The sequence below is a fragment of the Janthinobacterium longum genome (assembly GCF_051380735.1).
GTDB lineage: Bacteria > Pseudomonadota > Gammaproteobacteria > Burkholderiales > Burkholderiaceae_D > Janthinobacterium.
In genome coordinates this window covers 193576-209935 of record NZ_JBNYXQ010000001.1, presented here as the reverse complement: position 1 = coordinate 209935, position 16360 = coordinate 193576, and the positions used below count along the sequence as shown (strand labels likewise).

General features: G+C 62.1%; 14 protein-coding genes. 7 read left to right on the top strand and 7 right to left on the bottom strand.

Annotated elements, in window-relative coordinates:
- Positions 1-72: 72 nt before the first annotated feature.
- Both ACQ4WM_RS00955 and ACQ4WM_RS00950 read right to left on the bottom strand, forming a co-directional pair.
- Entirely contained in the window at positions 73-1050 is a 978-nt protein-coding gene (locus tag ACQ4WM_RS00955; RefSeq protein ID WP_436544849.1) for a substrate-binding domain-containing protein, read from the bottom strand.
- A gap of 32 nt (positions 1051-1082) precedes the next feature.
- Positions 1083-2669: a methyl-accepting chemotaxis protein gene (locus ACQ4WM_RS00950; RefSeq protein ID WP_436544848.1), complete on the bottom strand. Its 1587-nt coding sequence runs from the start codon at positions 2667-2669 to the stop codon at positions 1083-1085.
- A gap of 340 nt (positions 2670-3009) precedes the next feature.
- Here ACQ4WM_RS00950 and ACQ4WM_RS00945 point away from each other — a divergent pair, with 340 nt between their 5' ends.
- The 6 genes from ACQ4WM_RS00945 (at position 3010) to ACQ4WM_RS00920 (ending at position 10528) form a co-directional block, all read left to right on the top strand.
- Positions 3010-5124 (top strand): TonB-dependent siderophore receptor, encoded by a 2115-nt coding sequence (locus ACQ4WM_RS00945; RefSeq protein ID WP_436544847.1) that lies wholly within the window; start codon positions 3010-3012, stop codon positions 5122-5124.
- A 72-nt stretch (positions 5125-5196) separates the two neighbouring features.
- Entirely contained in the window at positions 5197-5592 is a 396-nt protein-coding gene (locus ACQ4WM_RS00940) for a DUF2946 domain-containing protein (protein WP_436544846.1), read from the top strand.
- 88 nt (positions 5593-5680) lie between these two features.
- Positions 5681-7777 (top strand): TonB-dependent receptor, encoded by a 2097-nt coding sequence (locus ACQ4WM_RS00935; protein ID WP_436544845.1) that lies wholly within the window; start codon positions 5681-5683, stop codon positions 7775-7777.
- An 82-nt stretch (positions 7778-7859) separates the two neighbouring features.
- Complete coding sequence (dsdA, locus tag ACQ4WM_RS00930) at positions 7860-9188, top strand: D-serine ammonia-lyase (RefSeq protein ID WP_436544844.1); 1329 nt, start codon at positions 7860-7862, stop codon at positions 9186-9188.
- A 146-nt stretch (positions 9189-9334) separates the two neighbouring features.
- Positions 9335-10144, top strand: a complete 810-nt coding sequence (locus tag ACQ4WM_RS00925) for a ferritin-like domain-containing protein (protein WP_436544843.1) — start codon at positions 9335-9337, stop codon at positions 10142-10144.
- Positions 10145-10282: 138 nt separating this feature from the next.
- Positions 10283-10528, top strand: a complete 246-nt coding sequence (locus tag ACQ4WM_RS00920; protein ID WP_436544842.1) for a hypothetical protein — start codon at positions 10283-10285, stop codon at positions 10526-10528.
- Here the strand turns inward: ACQ4WM_RS00920 and ACQ4WM_RS00915 are convergent.
- Positions 10512-11630, bottom strand: a complete 1119-nt coding sequence (locus ACQ4WM_RS00915) for a DNA topoisomerase IB (protein WP_436544841.1) — start codon at positions 11628-11630, stop codon at positions 10512-10514. The two genes, ACQ4WM_RS00920 and ACQ4WM_RS00915, sit on opposite strands and share 17 nt — an antisense overlap.
- A gap of 86 nt (positions 11631-11716) precedes the next feature.
- Between ACQ4WM_RS00915 and ACQ4WM_RS00910 the strand changes: the two genes are divergently transcribed.
- Positions 11717-12097 carry a YkvA family protein gene (locus tag ACQ4WM_RS00910; RefSeq protein WP_436544840.1) on the top strand — a complete coding sequence of 127 codons (381 nt, stop codon included), beginning with the start codon at positions 11717-11719 and terminating at the stop codon, positions 12095-12097.
- 2 nt (positions 12098-12099) lie between these two features.
- Here ACQ4WM_RS00910 and ACQ4WM_RS00905 read toward each other — a convergent pair whose 3' ends face one another.
- The 4 genes from ACQ4WM_RS00905 to ACQ4WM_RS00890 all read right to left on the bottom strand — a co-directional run bounded on the left by ACQ4WM_RS00905 (position 12100) and on the right by ACQ4WM_RS00890 (position 16139).
- A complete protein-coding gene (locus tag ACQ4WM_RS00905) occupies positions 12100-12261 on the bottom strand; it encodes a hypothetical protein (protein ID WP_436544839.1) in 162 nt (53 codons plus the stop codon).
- A gap of 94 nt (positions 12262-12355) precedes the next feature.
- Positions 12356-13534: a serine hydrolase domain-containing protein gene (locus ACQ4WM_RS00900; RefSeq protein ID WP_436544838.1), complete on the bottom strand. Its 1179-nt coding sequence runs from the start codon at positions 13532-13534 to the stop codon at positions 12356-12358.
- Between the two features lie 125 nt (positions 13535-13659).
- The gene (locus ACQ4WM_RS00895; RefSeq protein WP_436544837.1) at positions 13660-14955 is read right to left on the bottom strand and encodes a cation:proton antiporter; all 1296 of its coding nucleotides are present in this window, start codon (positions 14953-14955) and stop codon (positions 13660-13662) included.
- Between the two features lie 35 nt (positions 14956-14990).
- A complete protein-coding gene (locus tag ACQ4WM_RS00890) occupies positions 14991-16139 on the bottom strand; it encodes a mechanosensitive ion channel family protein (protein WP_436544836.1) in 1149 nt (382 codons plus the stop codon).
- Positions 16140-16360: the final 221 nt, after the last annotated feature.

Genomic DNA, 16360 nt, shown 5'->3' with positions numbered 1-16360 from the left:
ATTTATTTATGATAATCACAACCATCCATGAACTAAAATGGCAGGCACTGTCAGCAGGGTAGTGGTCTATTATTATTTTGGTCCGAAACAAGCCTCCAGGCCTGCTTGCACAGACCTGCTGGGCACGCCAGGCAAGGCTTTTGCGCTGATCAGCGACACGCCCGTGTCGACATAGCCGGCCGTCATGACACCGCGTTTTGCGTATGCCACGCCGGCATCGACACCCATTGCCGCCATGGTCAGGGGGTATTGCTGTGCCGTCGCGCCAATTGCCCCCGATTCCACCAGCCGTATGCCGGGACAGCCGCCGTCCACCGAGACGATCAGCACGTTGCGCTCCTTGCCCGCCGCTTTCAGCGCTTCAAAGGCACCTGCCGCCGCCGGCTCGTTGATGGTGTACACCAGGTTGATGCCGCCGTTTGACTGCAGGCATTTCACCATCTCGTCATGTCCTTTGGACCTGTCACCGTAGCTGTCTCCCATGCAGACGATCTCGGGCGCTGTCGACAGCGCGGTCGATTCCGCCCCATCGGCTTTCAAGCCCAGCCCGGACATGAAGCCGTTATGCCGCTGGGCGCCAGTGGGGTTGCCGGGAAGCAGATCCAGCGTGGCGACCTTCAGAGGCTGTCCGGGGTATCGCTTCTGCATGGCCTGCTTGGCATACTGGCCAATCAGAATGCCTGCCTGGTAGTTGTTCGTGCCGAACAGGGAATTGGCCGCATCTGGCGGTTGAGTCGGTGAGTCGAGCGCGATGACCTGAACTCCCTTGGCGCGTGCATCGCGTATGGCAGGGGAAACTGCAGCGCCGGTGGGGGTGATCAAAATAGTCTTGACGCCCTGAGCCACCATGTCGGAGATGGCATCGATCTGGCTTTGAGTGTCGTCATCTGCCTTGCCAGCGGAGGTGATCAGCCTGGCGCCGTGAACGGTGGCGCCGAGGACGGCGCCTTCCTTCATCTTCTGGAAAAACGGATTGGTTTCATTTTTGATGATCAGCCCGATGGTAATCGGTGCTGCCGTAACGTATGGAGACAGCAGGGCGCCTGCCATCAGGCAAGCGGCCATGCGTGTTTTGTGAGGTCTCATCGGGAGAGCCTCCTGACGTCTGACCGGCCGGTATCAAAAACCGCAACAGCCTTCTGCAGCGACTGAGCCTGGTGTTTGAGGCTTTCGGCGGCGGCTGCACCTTGTTCTACCAGGGCGGCGTTTTGCTGCGTGGCGCCATCCATGTGGGTCACCGCTTCATTTACCTGGGCAATGCCACGGCGCTGCTCGTCCGCTGCATTGGCAATTTCAGTCATCAGGTCTGAAACCCGGCGCACGACGGTGACAACCTCGCTCATCGTATGGCCGGCTTCATCCACCAGTGTGGTTCCTGCACCCACGGTTTCAATCGACAAGCTGATCAGTTGTTTGATCTCCTTGGCCGCTGTGTCGCTGCGATGTGCCAGGTTCCTGACCTCGTTGGCCACGACGGCAAAACCCCTGCCTTGCTCGCCAGCCCGTGCCGATTCAACCGCCGCGTTAAGGGCCAGAATATTGGTCTGGAATGCAATGCTTTCAATCACCGAAATGATCTGTCCGACCTGGTCGGAGCTACGGCTGATCTGGCGCATGGTCTCAACGACGCGCTCTACCGTATCACCGCTGCGTTTGGCCACGTCACTGGCTTCTGCCGACAGGCGCATCCCCAGCTGCGCATTCTCGGCATTGCTGCGAACGGCAGTTGTCAATTCGTCCATGGTGGCTGCGGTTTCCTCCAGCGACGCCGCCTGCGTCTCGGTACGGCCGCTCAGGTCGAGGTTGCCGGAGGCGATTTCCGAGGTTGCCGTCACAATCGACTCGGCCGACTGCTCGACCGTGACGATCAGGCCGTGCAGTTGCTCTTGCATCTTGCCGATGTTCGACAGCACGCTGCCTGGCGGCGCGCTGTGCGCACCTGCCACCCGGCGCAGATCACCGGCCGCAACGCGTGCCACTGCTTCGCCGAGATCAGCCGGCTCAGCCCCCAAAGAGGTGAAGACGGATCGGGTGATGAACCAGCCTAGTGCACCAGCGCCGACCACGGCCAGGACGCCGGCGGCAATCAGCATGACAAGCGATGTGCCATACAGGGATCTTGCCGCCTCAACGCTGGAGGAGGCGCGCTTGCCACTGCTGTCGAGATAAGCCTGGGCAGAGGTGAACACTTCCTGCAGCCTGGGCTTGACCTCCTGGTTCATCGAGACGATGGCCTGGGCTTTTTTGTCCTCCAGGGCAAAGCCCACTACGCTCCATGCAGCTTTCTCGAAGGCCAGCACTTGTTCATTGACCCGGTCCACCACGGCGCGATCTTCGGCCGTCACTTCCGGGCTGAGTTCCATCGCCTGCCTGAGCAGCTTCAAAGTTTGCTGGGTGTTTTCGCGCGAGGCAACCACGCGTGATTTACCTGTCTCGATGTCTTGCGGTTCGCTCACCAACACCAGGCCGTAGGTGTTGATCGAGGTGTCTTTCACCGCGCCGACAAGGCGGCTCATCAGTGCTTGCCGGTAAGCGATATCGTCCACGTAGGAGCCGAACCGTTGATTCGTGCTTCGAAGCGCTGCCAGCGACAATACGGACACCAGCACTACCAGAAGCACCAGAATGCTGAACGAAATGGCCAGTAGCCTTTTCAAAGGAATTTTCACGACGTCGCCCTTAATAAATTTTCAATTGCAATAGATGCACTGAAGATATATTGACACAGAACAAGTATCGCCGAGAGAATTTTTGCTGCCTTTTTGCAGCTTCTGGTGACCTGTCGTATGGTTGATACTGCAATGATGAAATTGCAAAAATCGTTGATGGCGTTGCATGGGGATCATGAGCTTTCCGGCGGTGGTCTGGCCGTCCTGACGTCGCTCTGGAAAAGGCCCGATAACCGGCCGCGGCATTTCAAACGCATTTCTTGCGAATGATTCTCGTTACGAGTATCATGCCCGTCACTGCAAGTTTCGACTGACTGTTACATTGAAGGTTACACCATCCATGCCCGCCGTATTTTCCCTCCGATTGCTTCCGCTGGCCAGCGCCTTGTCGCTGGCTTTCGCTACCCCCGTTCATGCACAGGTTCAGGCCGCCGATGATCAGAGGATGCAGGCTGTGCAAGTCACCGGCGCCCGTGCCCAGGGCCTGGTGCCCTTGAGCACTGAAGCGGGCAGTTTTCGCGGTTCGAACATTATGGACGTGCCATCGACGGTGAACGTGATCACGCGCGAGTTGCTGGAGCTGCAAGGCGCCGCCGGCTTGTACGACGCGGTGCGCAATACGGCCGGCGTGACGCGCCAGCAAAATGGCGGCGAGACCTGGGACCAGCTGGTGATACGTGGCATCGCGGTGGAAAACCGCACCAACTACCGCCTCAACGGCTCGATGCCGATCATGAATTTCTCGCAGGTGGCAATCGAAAACAAGGAGCGGGTGGAGGTGCTGAAGGGCGCGTCGGCCCTGTACTATGGCTTTACTTCGCCGGCCGGCGTGGTCAATTTCGTGACCAAGCGCGCTGGCAGCACGCCCGTCACCAGCGTGGGCCTGTCGCTGGATGACCGTGGCAGCGCGGTGGCCAATATCGATGTGGGCCGGCGCTTTGGCGAACAGCAGCAGTTCGGCATGCGCATCAATGCGGCCGGCGGCACTCTGGGTTCGTATCTGGACCATGTCGGCAACGGCAATCGCAGCTTTGTGTCGGCCGCGCTGGACTGGCGCGTGACGAACAAACTGCTGCTCAAAGCCGACTTGGAATACGATCGCCGCAAGGTCACCGAACAGGCGGGCGTCAACCTGCCGACCGCCGTCAATGGCGTGATCAGCTTGCCGCGCGCGGTCGATCCATCGAAGCTGATTGGCCCGGACTGGGCCAAGTTCGAAGCGCAGACGAAAAACGCCCAACTGCGCGCCGACTATGCGCTCAGTGACCGCTGGGCGCTGACGCTGGAAGCGGGCCGCTCGGAGACCGAGCGCGACCGCAGCCTGCCGATTTTCCGCCTGAATAATGCGGCCGCACTGGCCACCGGTGCCGGCCGCATCACGGGCAATATCCAGCATGGCGTGAATACCTCGGACCTGCTGCGCGCGGAACTGGCTGGCCAGTTCAACACCGGATTTATTGCCCATGAACTGACGCTGGGTGCTTCGCGCACCGACAAGTCGCAAGACGCCATCTACCAGCGCAATTACACGATCGCCTCGCAAAACCTGTATGCCCCGGTACCGATAACGAATGTGGTGTTCGGCGCGGCACCATTGTCGCCGACCACGGCGGCGCTGGAGACGCGCGACACGGGCTTGTACGCGCTCGACCGCATGGTCTTCAGCCCGCAGTGGCAAAGCGTGGTCGGCGTGCGCCGCAGCAGCTACCGCAGCGACCAGGGCGCCAGCCACTATGACGTCAGCAAGACCACGCCGATGGCCTCGCTGATCTACAAGCTGACCCCTGCTGTGTCGTTCTATGCGTCGCTGGCGCGCGGCCTGGAAGAGGGCGAGACCGCGCCGACCGGCAGCGCCAACCAGGGCGTCAAGCTGGCGCCCGGCGTGAGCAAACAACAGGAACTGGGCGCGCGCTGGATGACACCAAGCGGTACCTTGCTCTCGGCCGCGCTGTTCGATATCGTGCGCCCCGGCTATTACACCAACACCGGCAATCTGTTCACGTCCGATGGCGAGCAGCACTACCGTGGCCTGGAACTGGCCACGCAGGGCAAGCTGACTCGCCAGTTGTCGTGGCAGACTTCGGCGCAGTTTCTCGACCCTAGCTTCGAGCATATCAATGCGCTGTACAACGGCAAGGCGCCTGAAAATGCCTCGAAACGCACGGGCAGCGCGTTTGTCTCGTATGCCGTCGACGGCATGCCCGGCCTGTCGGTGAACGGTGGCGCGTATTACTACAGCGCGCGTCCGGTCAATGACCTGAACCAGGCCTTCCTCGGCGGCGTGACCTTGTTCAGCGCCGGTGCACGTTATGCGGGCACGGTGATGAACAAGGCGGTGGTATGGCAGCTCAATGTCGACAATGCTGCCGACAAACGCTACTGGGCCGGCGCCGGCACACGGCTGGCATCCGGTGCGCCGCGCGCGGTCAAGCTCAGCATGAAGGTCGATCTGTAATCAGGCCAGTACAGCCGAAGCGCCTGACCCGGGAGATGGTAAAAGTACCATGGCGGCAGCTATAATGGCGCCATGTTCATCAGCAAAGCCAGGGCAAGTTTCGTACTGTGGATCGCGTGCTGCGCCATCTTGCTGGCGGCGCTCGCCCCGACGCTATCGCGCGCGCTGACCGTCGTACAGGGCGGCGCCGTGCCCAGCCTGGAAATCTGCTCGGTGGCGGGCGGCATGAACATGGTGCCGCTCAAGGTGTCGCTCGACGATTCCGCACCAGCGAAGAACGCCATGCAGATGGGCGACTGCCCGTGCTGCAGCATGCACGCGGCCACGCTGGACTTGCCGCCAGTAGCGCTGGCGCCAGCGACCGGCGCACTGATCGCCGGCTTGCTGCCCCAGCTGTTTTATCTTTCCCCCACGCCGCTGTTTGCCTGGACGCCCGTCCAGCCGCGCGGCCCGCCTGCCGCTTTCTGATTCCTCGCTCAATCTGAACTGTTGCCTGCCGTGCCCAGTGTGTGCGCAGGCGGCCGTTCGTCACGACCATTGAACAGAAAGCAGCATCATGAACCACACTCCCTTTTTGATTTCCCTTGCGCTGGCCATGCCCGCATTTGCCCACGCCGACAACGGCGATATCGTCCTGCCGGAACAGAAAGTCATCGTCAGTGCGCTGGCCAGGCACTATCTCGCATCGGGCGACACGGCGCAAATGCTGGGCAATCTGCCCGGCTACAACGTGGCGGCCGGCGGCGGCGTGTCCGGCCTGCCGGTGGTCAATGGCTTTGCCGACGACCGCCTGAAAATCCGTATCGACGGCATGGAAATCACCTCGGCCTGCGCCAACCACATGAACGCGCCGCTGTCGACCATCGATCCGTCGCAGGTGCAGCGCATCAAGCTGATCGCGGGCGTAACGCCAGTCAGCGCGGGCGGCGACAGCATCGGCGGCACCATCGAAGTCAGTTCGAACGCACCGGTCTTCGCCGCACCGGGTGCAGGGCTGCTGACGCAGGTCGGCATCGGCTTGCTTGGCCGCAGCGTCAACAACAGCGTGGCCACCAATGTAACGGCCAGCGCTGCCAGTGAGACGCTGTCCATCGGCTACAGCGGCGCCTACACGCGCAGCCGCAGTTATGACGACGGCCACGGCGACAAAGTCCTGGGCAGCATGGTCGAGAGCATCAACCAGTCCATCGTGCTGGCAGCCAAAGGCGATGGCCAGCAGCTGACCCTGCGCGCCGGCCTCCAGCATATTCCTTACCAGGGTTTTCCCAACCAGTATATGGACATGACGGACAACCATGGCCAGTTCGCCAACCTGGCTTACCAGGGCCGCTTTGGCTGGGGCCTGCTGGACGCGCGCCTGTACTGGCAGCAGACCGACCATGAAATGGGCTTTTTCAGCAGCGAGCGCCCGGGCACCATGCCGATGATCACGCATGGCAAAAACACCGGCTACGCGCTTGCCGCCAGCCTGCCGACCGGCATCGGCGAGCTGCGCCTGGGCCATGAATTCCACGCTTTTCGCCTTGACGATTATTGGCCGGCGGTGCCCGGCTCGATGATGATGGGGCCGCGCACCTACCTCAATATCAATGACGGCAAGCGTGACCGCGCGGTGCTGTTCGGCGAACTGGAAAGCCAGGTTGATGCACGCTGGAGCAGCGTGCTGGGCCTGCGCGGCGAATCGGTGCGCATGAATACGGGCGCGGTGCAATCGTATGGCAGCGGCATGATGAATATGGCCGACTCCATGGCCGCGAACGCTTTCAATGCCCGCTCGCGGTACCAAAGCGACACCAATATCGACGCCAGCGCACTGGCGCGCTTTGTGCCCGACGCGGCCAGCAGCTATGAATTTGCTTTGGCGCGCAAGGTGCGCTCGCCGAATCTGTACGAGCGCTACTCGTGGGGCAGGGGAACGATGGCGATGACCATGGTCAACTGGTTTGGCGACGGCAACGGCTATGTCGGCAATATCGACCTGAAACCGGAAACCGCCTACACGGCAGCTTTCACTGCCGACTGGCATGGTGGGGGTGAGGGCGACGACGCCTGGTTCGTGCGCCTCAACCCGTATTACAGCCGCGTCAGCGACTATATCGACGCCGATGTGCTGGCGCCGTTCAACCCCTATATGCAGATGGGCGCGAACGGCAATTTGCTGCGCTTTGCCAATCATGACGCGACACTGTATGGCGTCAACCTGTCGTGGCAGGCGCCGCTGGCGGCCAGCAAGCGCTGGGGAAAATTCATCGCCACCGGCAATGCGGCCTACACGCGCGGCAAGCGCAGTGAAAGTGACGGCGGCGGCAACCTGTACCGCATGATGCCGTTCAACGCATTGCTGGGCGTGGAACACGCGATCGGCGCCTGGAGCAGCCGCCTCGAAGCCAAGCTGGTTGCCCGCAAGGACAAGGTCGATGCGCGCCGGCTGGAGCCGGAAACAGGCGGCTATGCCATCGTCAACCTGCGCAGCCAGGTGGCGCTTAACAAGATGGCCAGCTTGAATTTTGGCGTGTCGAATGCCTTCAATCGCGCCTATGCCGATCCGCTCGGAGGAGTGTATCTGTCAGGCTTGGAGGCGAATGGCGGCGCGCTGCAGCCCTTGCCGGCCGAGGGCAGGTCGTTTGATGTGGGCTTGCAGCTGAAGTTTTAATCAGGCGCGCGTGCATTTTTGCCATCGGCGGCGCGATGCGGTTTAATCATGGATTGTTTAGATTGTTTACCAAGGAGTTCCCATGTTGCCAGCCTCATCGCTCGCCGCCCTGCGCGCCCGATTCCCCCTGATTGAGCGTCTGACGGCCTTGCAGCCACTGAGCTGGTTCAATCCCGCCATCGCACCTGCGGCCGAAGCGCTGGCCGATGTCGGGCTGGATAAGGACGACGTGGCCGCCGCCAGCGCTCGCCTGGCCCGTTTTGCGCCTTTTCTGGCGCGCGCCTTTCCCGAAACGCAGGCCACCGGCGGCGTGATCGAGTCGCCGCTGTTGCCTTTGCCCGCCATGCAGGCGGCGCTGTCGGCGCGCCTGTGCCGCGAAATTCCCGGCAGGCTGTGGCTCAAGCTGGACAGCCACCTGCCGATTTCCGGCTCGATCAAGGCGCGCGGCGGCATCTACGAGGTGGTGAAGCATGCGGAAGGGCTGGCGCTGGACGCCGGCCTGCTCAGTGAACACGACGATTACGCCTTGCTGGCCAGCGAGGCGGTGCGCGGCTTTTTCGGTCAATACGCGATCGCGGTGGGCTCGACCGGCAATCTGGGCCTGTCGATCGGCATCATGGGCGCGCGCCTGGGCTTTCGCACCACGGTCCATATGTCAGCGGACGCGCGTCAGTGGAAGAAGGACAAGCTGCGCGCACACGGCGTGAGCGTGATCGAATACGCATCCGACTACAGCGTGGCGGTAGAGCAGGGTCGCCGCCAGGCCGAGGATGACCCCACCTGTCACTTTGTCGACGATGAAAATTCGCACGACCTGTTTCTCGGCTATGCGGTAGCGGGCGAGCGCCTGAAACAGCAGTTCGAGGCGCAGGGCGTGCTGGTCGACGCGGATCATCCGCTGTTTGTCTACCTGCCGTGCGGCGTGGGTGGCGGCCCCGGTGGCGTCGCCTTCGGCCTGAAGCTGGCCTTTGGCGACCGTGTGCACTGCGTCTTCGTCGAACCGACGCATTCGCCGTGCATGCTGCTGGGCGTGCATACGGGCTTGCATGAGTTGATCAGCGTGCAGGACATCGGCATCGACAACATCACCGCCGCCGACGGCCTGGCCGTGGGCCGGCCTTCCGGCTTTGTCGGACGCGCCATGCGCCGGCTGATCGACGGCTACGCCACCGTCAGCGACGAGGAACTGTTCCGGCTGCTGGCCTTGCTGGAACAAACCGAGGGCTGGCGGCTGGAGCCATCGGCCGTGGCGGGGTTTGCGGGGATAGTGCCGGTGCTGGAGCAGTCCGCGTACGCGCCGAATCTGGGCAACGCCACGCATCTGGTGTGGGGCACGGGTGGCAGCATGGTGCCCGAGGCCGAAATGGATGGGTATGTATCGCGCGGGCAAGGCTTGATGGCGAGTGAGTAGTATGGTTACATTGACCCGTGCCTGAAATCCGGGGTCAGACCCGTCGGGTCTGACCCCAGCTCTTTGTCGTAGGGTTCAATCAGCGTATCGGCATTCATAATTTGATAGACTGCGCCCTCAAGAAAATCGCGTACCAAGAAAGCAGTATGAATTCGACCCCGACTCAACAAACGCCTCAGGAACTGCGCACCTGCGCGCTGGCCTGCCTGCTCGAACCCGACCCGGCGGTGAAGGTGGTGATGGTCGCCGCCATGGCCCAGGCATGCCCCGCGCCCGATCCCTCCGCGGCATTGCAGCCTGTAGGCGCCATCCCCGGCCGCCCCGAACGCCCGGAACTGGTGCCACCGCGCCTGGTCGGCCGTCGCTCGATGATTACGCAGGAAGGCCGCGCCATGCTGGTCCATGCGCTGGCGCATATCGAATTTAACGCCATGAACCTGGCGCTGGACGCGCTGTGGCGCTTTCCGGATCTGCCGTGTGAATACTATACGGACTGGCTGCGTGTGGCGGCCGAGGAGGCCACGCATTATTCGCTGCTGGTGGCCCACCTTGCCGTACTGGGCCATGCCTACGGCGACTTTCCGGCCCACGACAGCCTGTGGGAAATGGTCGACAAAACGCGCGGCGACGTGCTGGCGCGCATGGCGCTGGTGCCGCGCACCCTGGAAGCGCGCGGCCTGGATGCGATACCGCCGCTGCGCGCCAAGCTGGCGCAAGCGGGCGATATGGCGGCGGCCGCCATCCTCGACATTATCCTGCGCGACGAAGTCGGCCATGTGGAGATCGGCAACCGCTGGTATGGCTACCTGTGCGAGCAGCGCGGCCTGGAACTGCGCGCCACCTATGCCGAGCTGGCGGCGCGCTATGAAGCGCCGAGCCTGCGCGGGCCGTTCAACCTGGAAGCGCGGCGCCGCGCCGGTTTCACCGAGCTGGAACTGGGCGACCTGCCGGCCTGAGCAGCGGCCAGCGCGCCGACAGCCTGGCGCGAATTTTGTCAGCATAGTCCTACCTTGCTTGCGGTTGCTGTCTGATTGTATGCATTGTGGAAACACGAGAAGATGATTCCATTCTGCAATCAATCAACGAGAACTGCCATGAACAAGCCAGCGATGCACAAAACCTCCGGTGTGAACAAGCCTTTCCTGCTGATTTGCCTGTTTACTGTGTCGACGCTGGCCGCCACACTGTGGAACGGTGAAGTGAACGCAGAACCCGCAGCAGTCGTGGCCACGGCTGCATCGCCAGGTCGCATGACGGGCGAACAGAGCAGCACGCTGCCCTTGTGCGGTATGCGCGAACTGAGCCTGTCGGCCCAGTGCCAGCCTAGCGGCGACGCTTGATCGGTTCTTCGCTTTGCAGGCGCCGCTGCAGCAGAGCCAGCACGGCCGCCTCCTCCGGCGCCAGCGCATGCAGGTCTTCCTGCAGTTCCTGCTGCGCGCGTGCCTTCAACCCCTCCAGCAAGCTGCCGTCCAGGTAGGAATCGAGTACCGCCGGGTGCACATAGCATTTGCGGCAGATCGATGGCGTATTGCCCAGCTTCTTCGCCACCGATTCGATGGCCTGCACGATATTTTTCTTGGCCTGCGCCTCGGAATCGACTTTTTCAAACTCTTCCAGTGCCAGCGCTGCCAGCAAGGTGCCTGACCAGGTACGGAAATCTTTGGCCGTGTAGTCCTCGCCCGTGATTTCGCGCAAGTAATCATTGACATCGCCCGAATCGACGCCATGGCGCTGGCCGTCCTCATCGAGATACTGGAACAGTTCCTGGCCTGGCAAATCGCGGATCGTTTGCAACACGCGCGCCAGGCGCCGGTCGCTGAGCTTGATGTCGTGATGCACGCCACTCTTGCCCCGGAAATGAAATTCCACGCCGCTGCCGACCACTTTGACATGGCGCGTGCGCAGGGTGGTCAGGCCGAATGACTTGTTGGTGCGCGCATATTCTTCATTACCGATGCGCATCATCGTCAGTTCCAGCAGGTGGACGATGGTGGCCAGTACTTTTTCGCGCGGCATGCCGGGCAGCTTCATGCCCGCCTCGACGGCTTTTCTGATGGCGGGCAGGGCGCGGCCAAAGCTCAGCATGCGCTCGTACTTGGCTTCGTCGCGCACCTGGCGCCAGCGCGCGTGGTAGCGGTATTGCTTGCGGCCCTTTGCGTCGCGTCCGGTGGCCTGCAGATGGCCGTTGGCGCGCGTGCAGATCCAGACGTCGGTCCAGGCTGGCGGTATCGCCAGCGCCTTGATGCGGTTCAATGTGTCGTCGTCGCGCAGGCGCTGGCCGTCGGCGTCCATGTAATGAAACTTGCCAGGTTTGCCACGACGGGCGATGCCGGCCTGGTGGTCGCCGACATAGCGCAGGCCGGCAGCCCTGGCAATCGCGGGCGCGGGATCTGCGGCAGTGGGGTCTGGGGCGAGTGTTTCCACGGGTGTTTCCGATTTCATGCACGGTACTCCAGGTATCTCGATTGGCTAATTATGATAATGTGCGCGTTCAACCAGCAAGGCCGCGCGGCAAGGAGGAGCAGCAGATGTTTGGCAAAAGAAAAACTCACGATCAGGATCGTTCTGCCGGGGCCAAGGCCTACGAAAAGAAATATACGGATGACAGCTTCTGGGACAAAGTGCTCAGCTTCGCCAAAACCGCCGGGCGCGAAGTGATCGAAAAAGCCTTGTGGCTCTATTATGCTGCCCAGCAGCCGAACACGCCTGTGTGGGCCAGCACGGCCATCTACGGCGCGCTCGGCTATTTCATTTCACCGATCGATGCGATTCCCGATATCACGCCGGTGGTGGGATACGCGGATGACCTGGCCGTGCTGGCCGCCGCCGTCGCAACGGTGGCGACTTACATCACGGCCGACGTCAAACTGCGCGCTGCGGAAAAGCTGCAAGGCTGGTTTGGCGCCTGAGTTTAAGCCGGGGTAGCGGACTGCCCTTTGACGGCATTGCGATATTTTTCTTTCGCGATTGCTTTTTTCACTGCCTCGTTGGCAATATTGGATGCCCTGATGCGGGCTTTTTCGCTTTTGCTGCGTTGCTGGGCGATGTCTTTGTTGCCAATACGGTTGGTCATGCTGGTCTCCTGAAGTGGGCTGATGTAACGCGTCAAGCATACCTGCCTGGTGCACCGCCACCGTGCGGCCGCCCACACAATGGCGTCAAGCTCCTCAGTTCCTGGCCGTCTCGTTGGCGCGCGCCAGCAGGCGCTGCACGACTTCCTTCTGGAAGCTGCGGAACTCGCGGTCGGCGCTGATGTTGGAAAACGCCAGCACGGCCGTCTTGCTGGCCGTATCGATGCAGACCACCGATGCGGCGCCCGGGTCGCCGCCGCTATGAGTCACCAGCGGCATGCCGTCAAGGTCGCGCAGTACCCAACCCAGCGCCTGGCGCGCCTGCGGGTCGCTGGCCGCCATGCTGACCGGCTGGGGTTCCAGGAAAGCCTTGACGGTCTCTTCCTTCAGGTAGCGGTGGCCCTTGACCATGCCGCCATTGCTGAAGATGGCCAGGAAACGGGCAAAATCGTGCGCCGAGCTGCGCAGCAGGCCAGCTGGCCAGTCCGGGTAGCCGGCCGGTGGCAGCACCTGTACGCCGGGATCCTTGTCCTTGTAAGGCTGGGCCACTACTGTGCTGCGGGGCAGGCCGGCCAGTTTCCAGGCCGTGTCATCCATGCCCAAAGGCTCGAACAACTGCTCCTGAGTATAGAGATCGAGTCCTTCCGGGTTCAGGCGCCCCACCAGATAGCCGAGCAGGGCGTAGCCGACATTGCTGTAGCGCCATTCGGTGCCGGGCCGCCCCGCGAACGACAGGTCGGCGTCATACCAGCCGCCGCCGCGCGACAGATAGCCCTTCAAAAAGTCGCGCAGTGGCAGGCGCGGGTCACCTTCGACGGAAAACGCCGGCGTTTTCTCGTACACGGCGTCCGAAATGCCCGAGGTATGCGTCAGCAGGTGACGGAAAGTGATCGGCACATCGGGATACTTCGGGTGTATCAGTGGAAAATCGAGATGGGGCGCGACCTTGTCGTCGAGCTGGAACACGCCTTGCTCATGCAGCATCATGATGGCGGTGGCGGTGACCACCTTGCTGACGGAGGCAATATGAAACGCAGTGTCGGCGTCCGCCTGCTGTGCCTCGTCGATATTGGCCAGCCCATAGCCGCGGGCAAAGATGGTTTTGTCACCGCGCACGATGGCCACGCTCATGGCCGGTGTTTCGGTGCGTGCCAGCCCGTCGCGCATAAAGGCGTCAAAGGCGGTTTCCCAGGCTGTGTCGGCGGGGTTGGTGGCGCAACCGGTTTGCAGCAGGGCCAATGCAACACCCAGTCCCAGTACGCTTCGTCGTTTCATGTGGTTCTCTTTCTTCGATGATGTCGCCTTGCGGCATTCTGGCATTTTGATTATCTTAGCAATATTTTCCGGAACAGCGGTGCCGATTGGCAAAACATTGTTTTCTAGCAATTGTGCCCTGCGACCTATTTGCCCCAATACCGGTTCAGCAGCGGAGTAACGCTGATGCCATGGACAACGATGGAGACCATCACCACCACGATGGTCATATTGCTGAGCTCGCGCGCCAGGCCTTCCGGCAGGCCATGATTGATCGCGTAGCACAGATAAAACACGGAACCGATGCCGCGCACGCCGAACCAGGCGGCCATGCCGCGCAGGCGCATGCCGGTATCCGAACCCAGCAGGCCCAGCATGACACTGACAGGGCGCGCCACCAGTATCAGGAACAGCGCCATGCCGAACGTTCGCCAGTTCCATGCCGCCGCGCTGACAGCGCCGCCGAGCAGCAGCACCAGCGTCAGTTCCGACAAGTGTTCGAGGTGTTCCTTGAATACCAGCGATTCGGCACTCACCGTCAGCGGCGCTGGCGAATTGACCGGCTTGACAGCCGAATCCTCATGCACCTGCTCGGCTTGCAGCAGGCCATGCTTGTCTTCGGGGGCGCCGGCCAGCCGCAGTTCGGTCTGGCGCAAGGCCACGCCCGCAAAAAAGACGGCCAGGAACCCCCAGGCATGCAGCCAGGTGGTCACGCCGTACACGACGGCGATCAGGCCCAGCCCGACCAGGTCGTCCAGCACTTCATGTTTCGGATCCTTGCCGCGCAACTGCCAGCCCAGCCAGGCCAGCAGGGCGCCACCTGCTGCACCCAGCGCAATCGCCGCTGCGCTGGCCCATAACAGATCGTGCCACAGCCAGGTCCAGCCGGTGTTTCCAAGCTCGTGATAACCGAGCAGGCCCAGGCCCAGCATCACGAAGGGAAAGCCGCTGCCATCGTTCATGCCCGCTTCGCAGGTGAGGGTAAAACGCAGATGGTCGCTGTCGCCGGGGTGGCGTACCTGCACGTCGGTAGCCAGCACCGGGTCGGTCGGGGCCAGGATGGCGCCGATCAGGATCCCCGCGCCCAGCGGCAGGTCGAGCACCAGGCAGGCAAACGCCGTTACCAGCGCCACCGACAGCGCCATCGACAGCCAGGCCAGGCGCAGCGAGGGCATCCAGCGTGCCAGCGTGAAAGGCACCGGCATCTTGACGCCAGCCGAGAACAGGGAAATCAGGACGGCGATTTCGGTCAGGGTTTCCAGCAACGGCGCCTGCTTGACCAGGTCGAGCGAAAACAGGCCCAGCACCATGGGGCCGACCACCAGGCCCACGCCCAGGTAGACCATCGAGGAGGTGAAAGGCAGGCGGGCAATGCTGGTGGCGGCCAGGCCGCGCGCCAGCATCAGACAGCCGATCAGGATAAACCAGGTAGTGGTGCTCATGTCGGTTCTCGTTCAGGCGATGGTTGAAAGACAGCTTACACCTTGGCCGTCGGCGCGCCGTCGATGATCGTATCGAGCGCATCGGGGCGGTTGATGACCTTGGCTGCAGTGGTATTGAGCTCGACCGAGTCGATCGAAGAGCGCAGCCGTGGCAAACCTTCCGGGTAATGCCGTGCCACATAGGCCAGAATGCCTTCGCGGATATCGCAGCGCAGTTCGAAGGCGTCGCCCGAATTGTTGGCGCTGACCAAAAAGCGCAGCTGCATGGCGCGGTCGGTGGCATCCGTCACTTGCACCTTGCACACGCGCTGGTCCCACAGCCGGGAAGCCTGGCAGATGCGGTCCAGTTCGGCGCGCAGCGGCTCGACCGGCACGCTGAAGTCCAGCCACAGGAACACGGTGCCGAGGATAGTGGACGAAGTATGGGTCCAGTTTTCGAACGGGTTTTCGATAAACCAGGTCAGCGGCACAATCATGCGGCGTTCGTCCCAGATGCGTACCACCACATAAGTGCCCTTGATTTCCTCGACGCGGCCCCATTCGCCATTGACGATCAGTACGTCATCGATGCGGATCGGCTGCGAAAACGCAATCTGCAGGCCGGCGATAAAGTTGCCCAGCACCGGCCGGGCCGCAATACCGGCCACCAGGCCCGCCACGCCAGCCGAGGCCAGCAAACTGGCGCCGATCTGGCGCGCCCCGGGCAGGGTCAGCAAGATGAAGGACAAGCCCAGGATAATGACGATGGCCTGCGCACTGCGCGTGAGCACGCGCGCTTGCGTGATCAGGCGGCGCGCGCGCAGGTTGTCCGCCACGTCGACCGGGTTCAGCTGGGCGATGGTCAGGCTCAGCGATTCGATGCATTTCATGGCCAGCGCTGTCAGCGCCACGATCAGCGCCACGTTGGCCAGGTGCGACAGGCCCACCAGGCCCGGAGTGTCTGCGGGGGCGCCGGCCAGCACGATGCGCAGGCCGAACATGATCAGGCAAAGCTGGCTGGTGCGAAATGCCAACCGCGACATATTGGTGGTGTACGGGCGGCCGTTGGCCAGCCGTTTGAGTACGCTGATGCTGGCGCTGTGCACGGCCATGGCGATCAGGGTGGCGATGATGGCGCTCAGTAAAACGGTGACTGCGGAAGCGAGCCGTCCTCCCATCAAGGAATGGTAGGTGGTGAGATCCATGGGCTAAAGCTCCTAATGACAAGTAAAGTAAATTGCAGCAAATGTATATTTTAAAGCCTGCTGGCGCAGCCGGGCGTGCGTAGCCTAACGGACAAGACGTTTGCCATGGGTGATACTAAAAGTATCTCGTGTCGTGCGTACTGCGGGCAATTGTTGCCTCTGCAAGAAGACCAACAGAACGACGCGGCATGGAAAATATTGGCATACTTGCCATGCTTTTA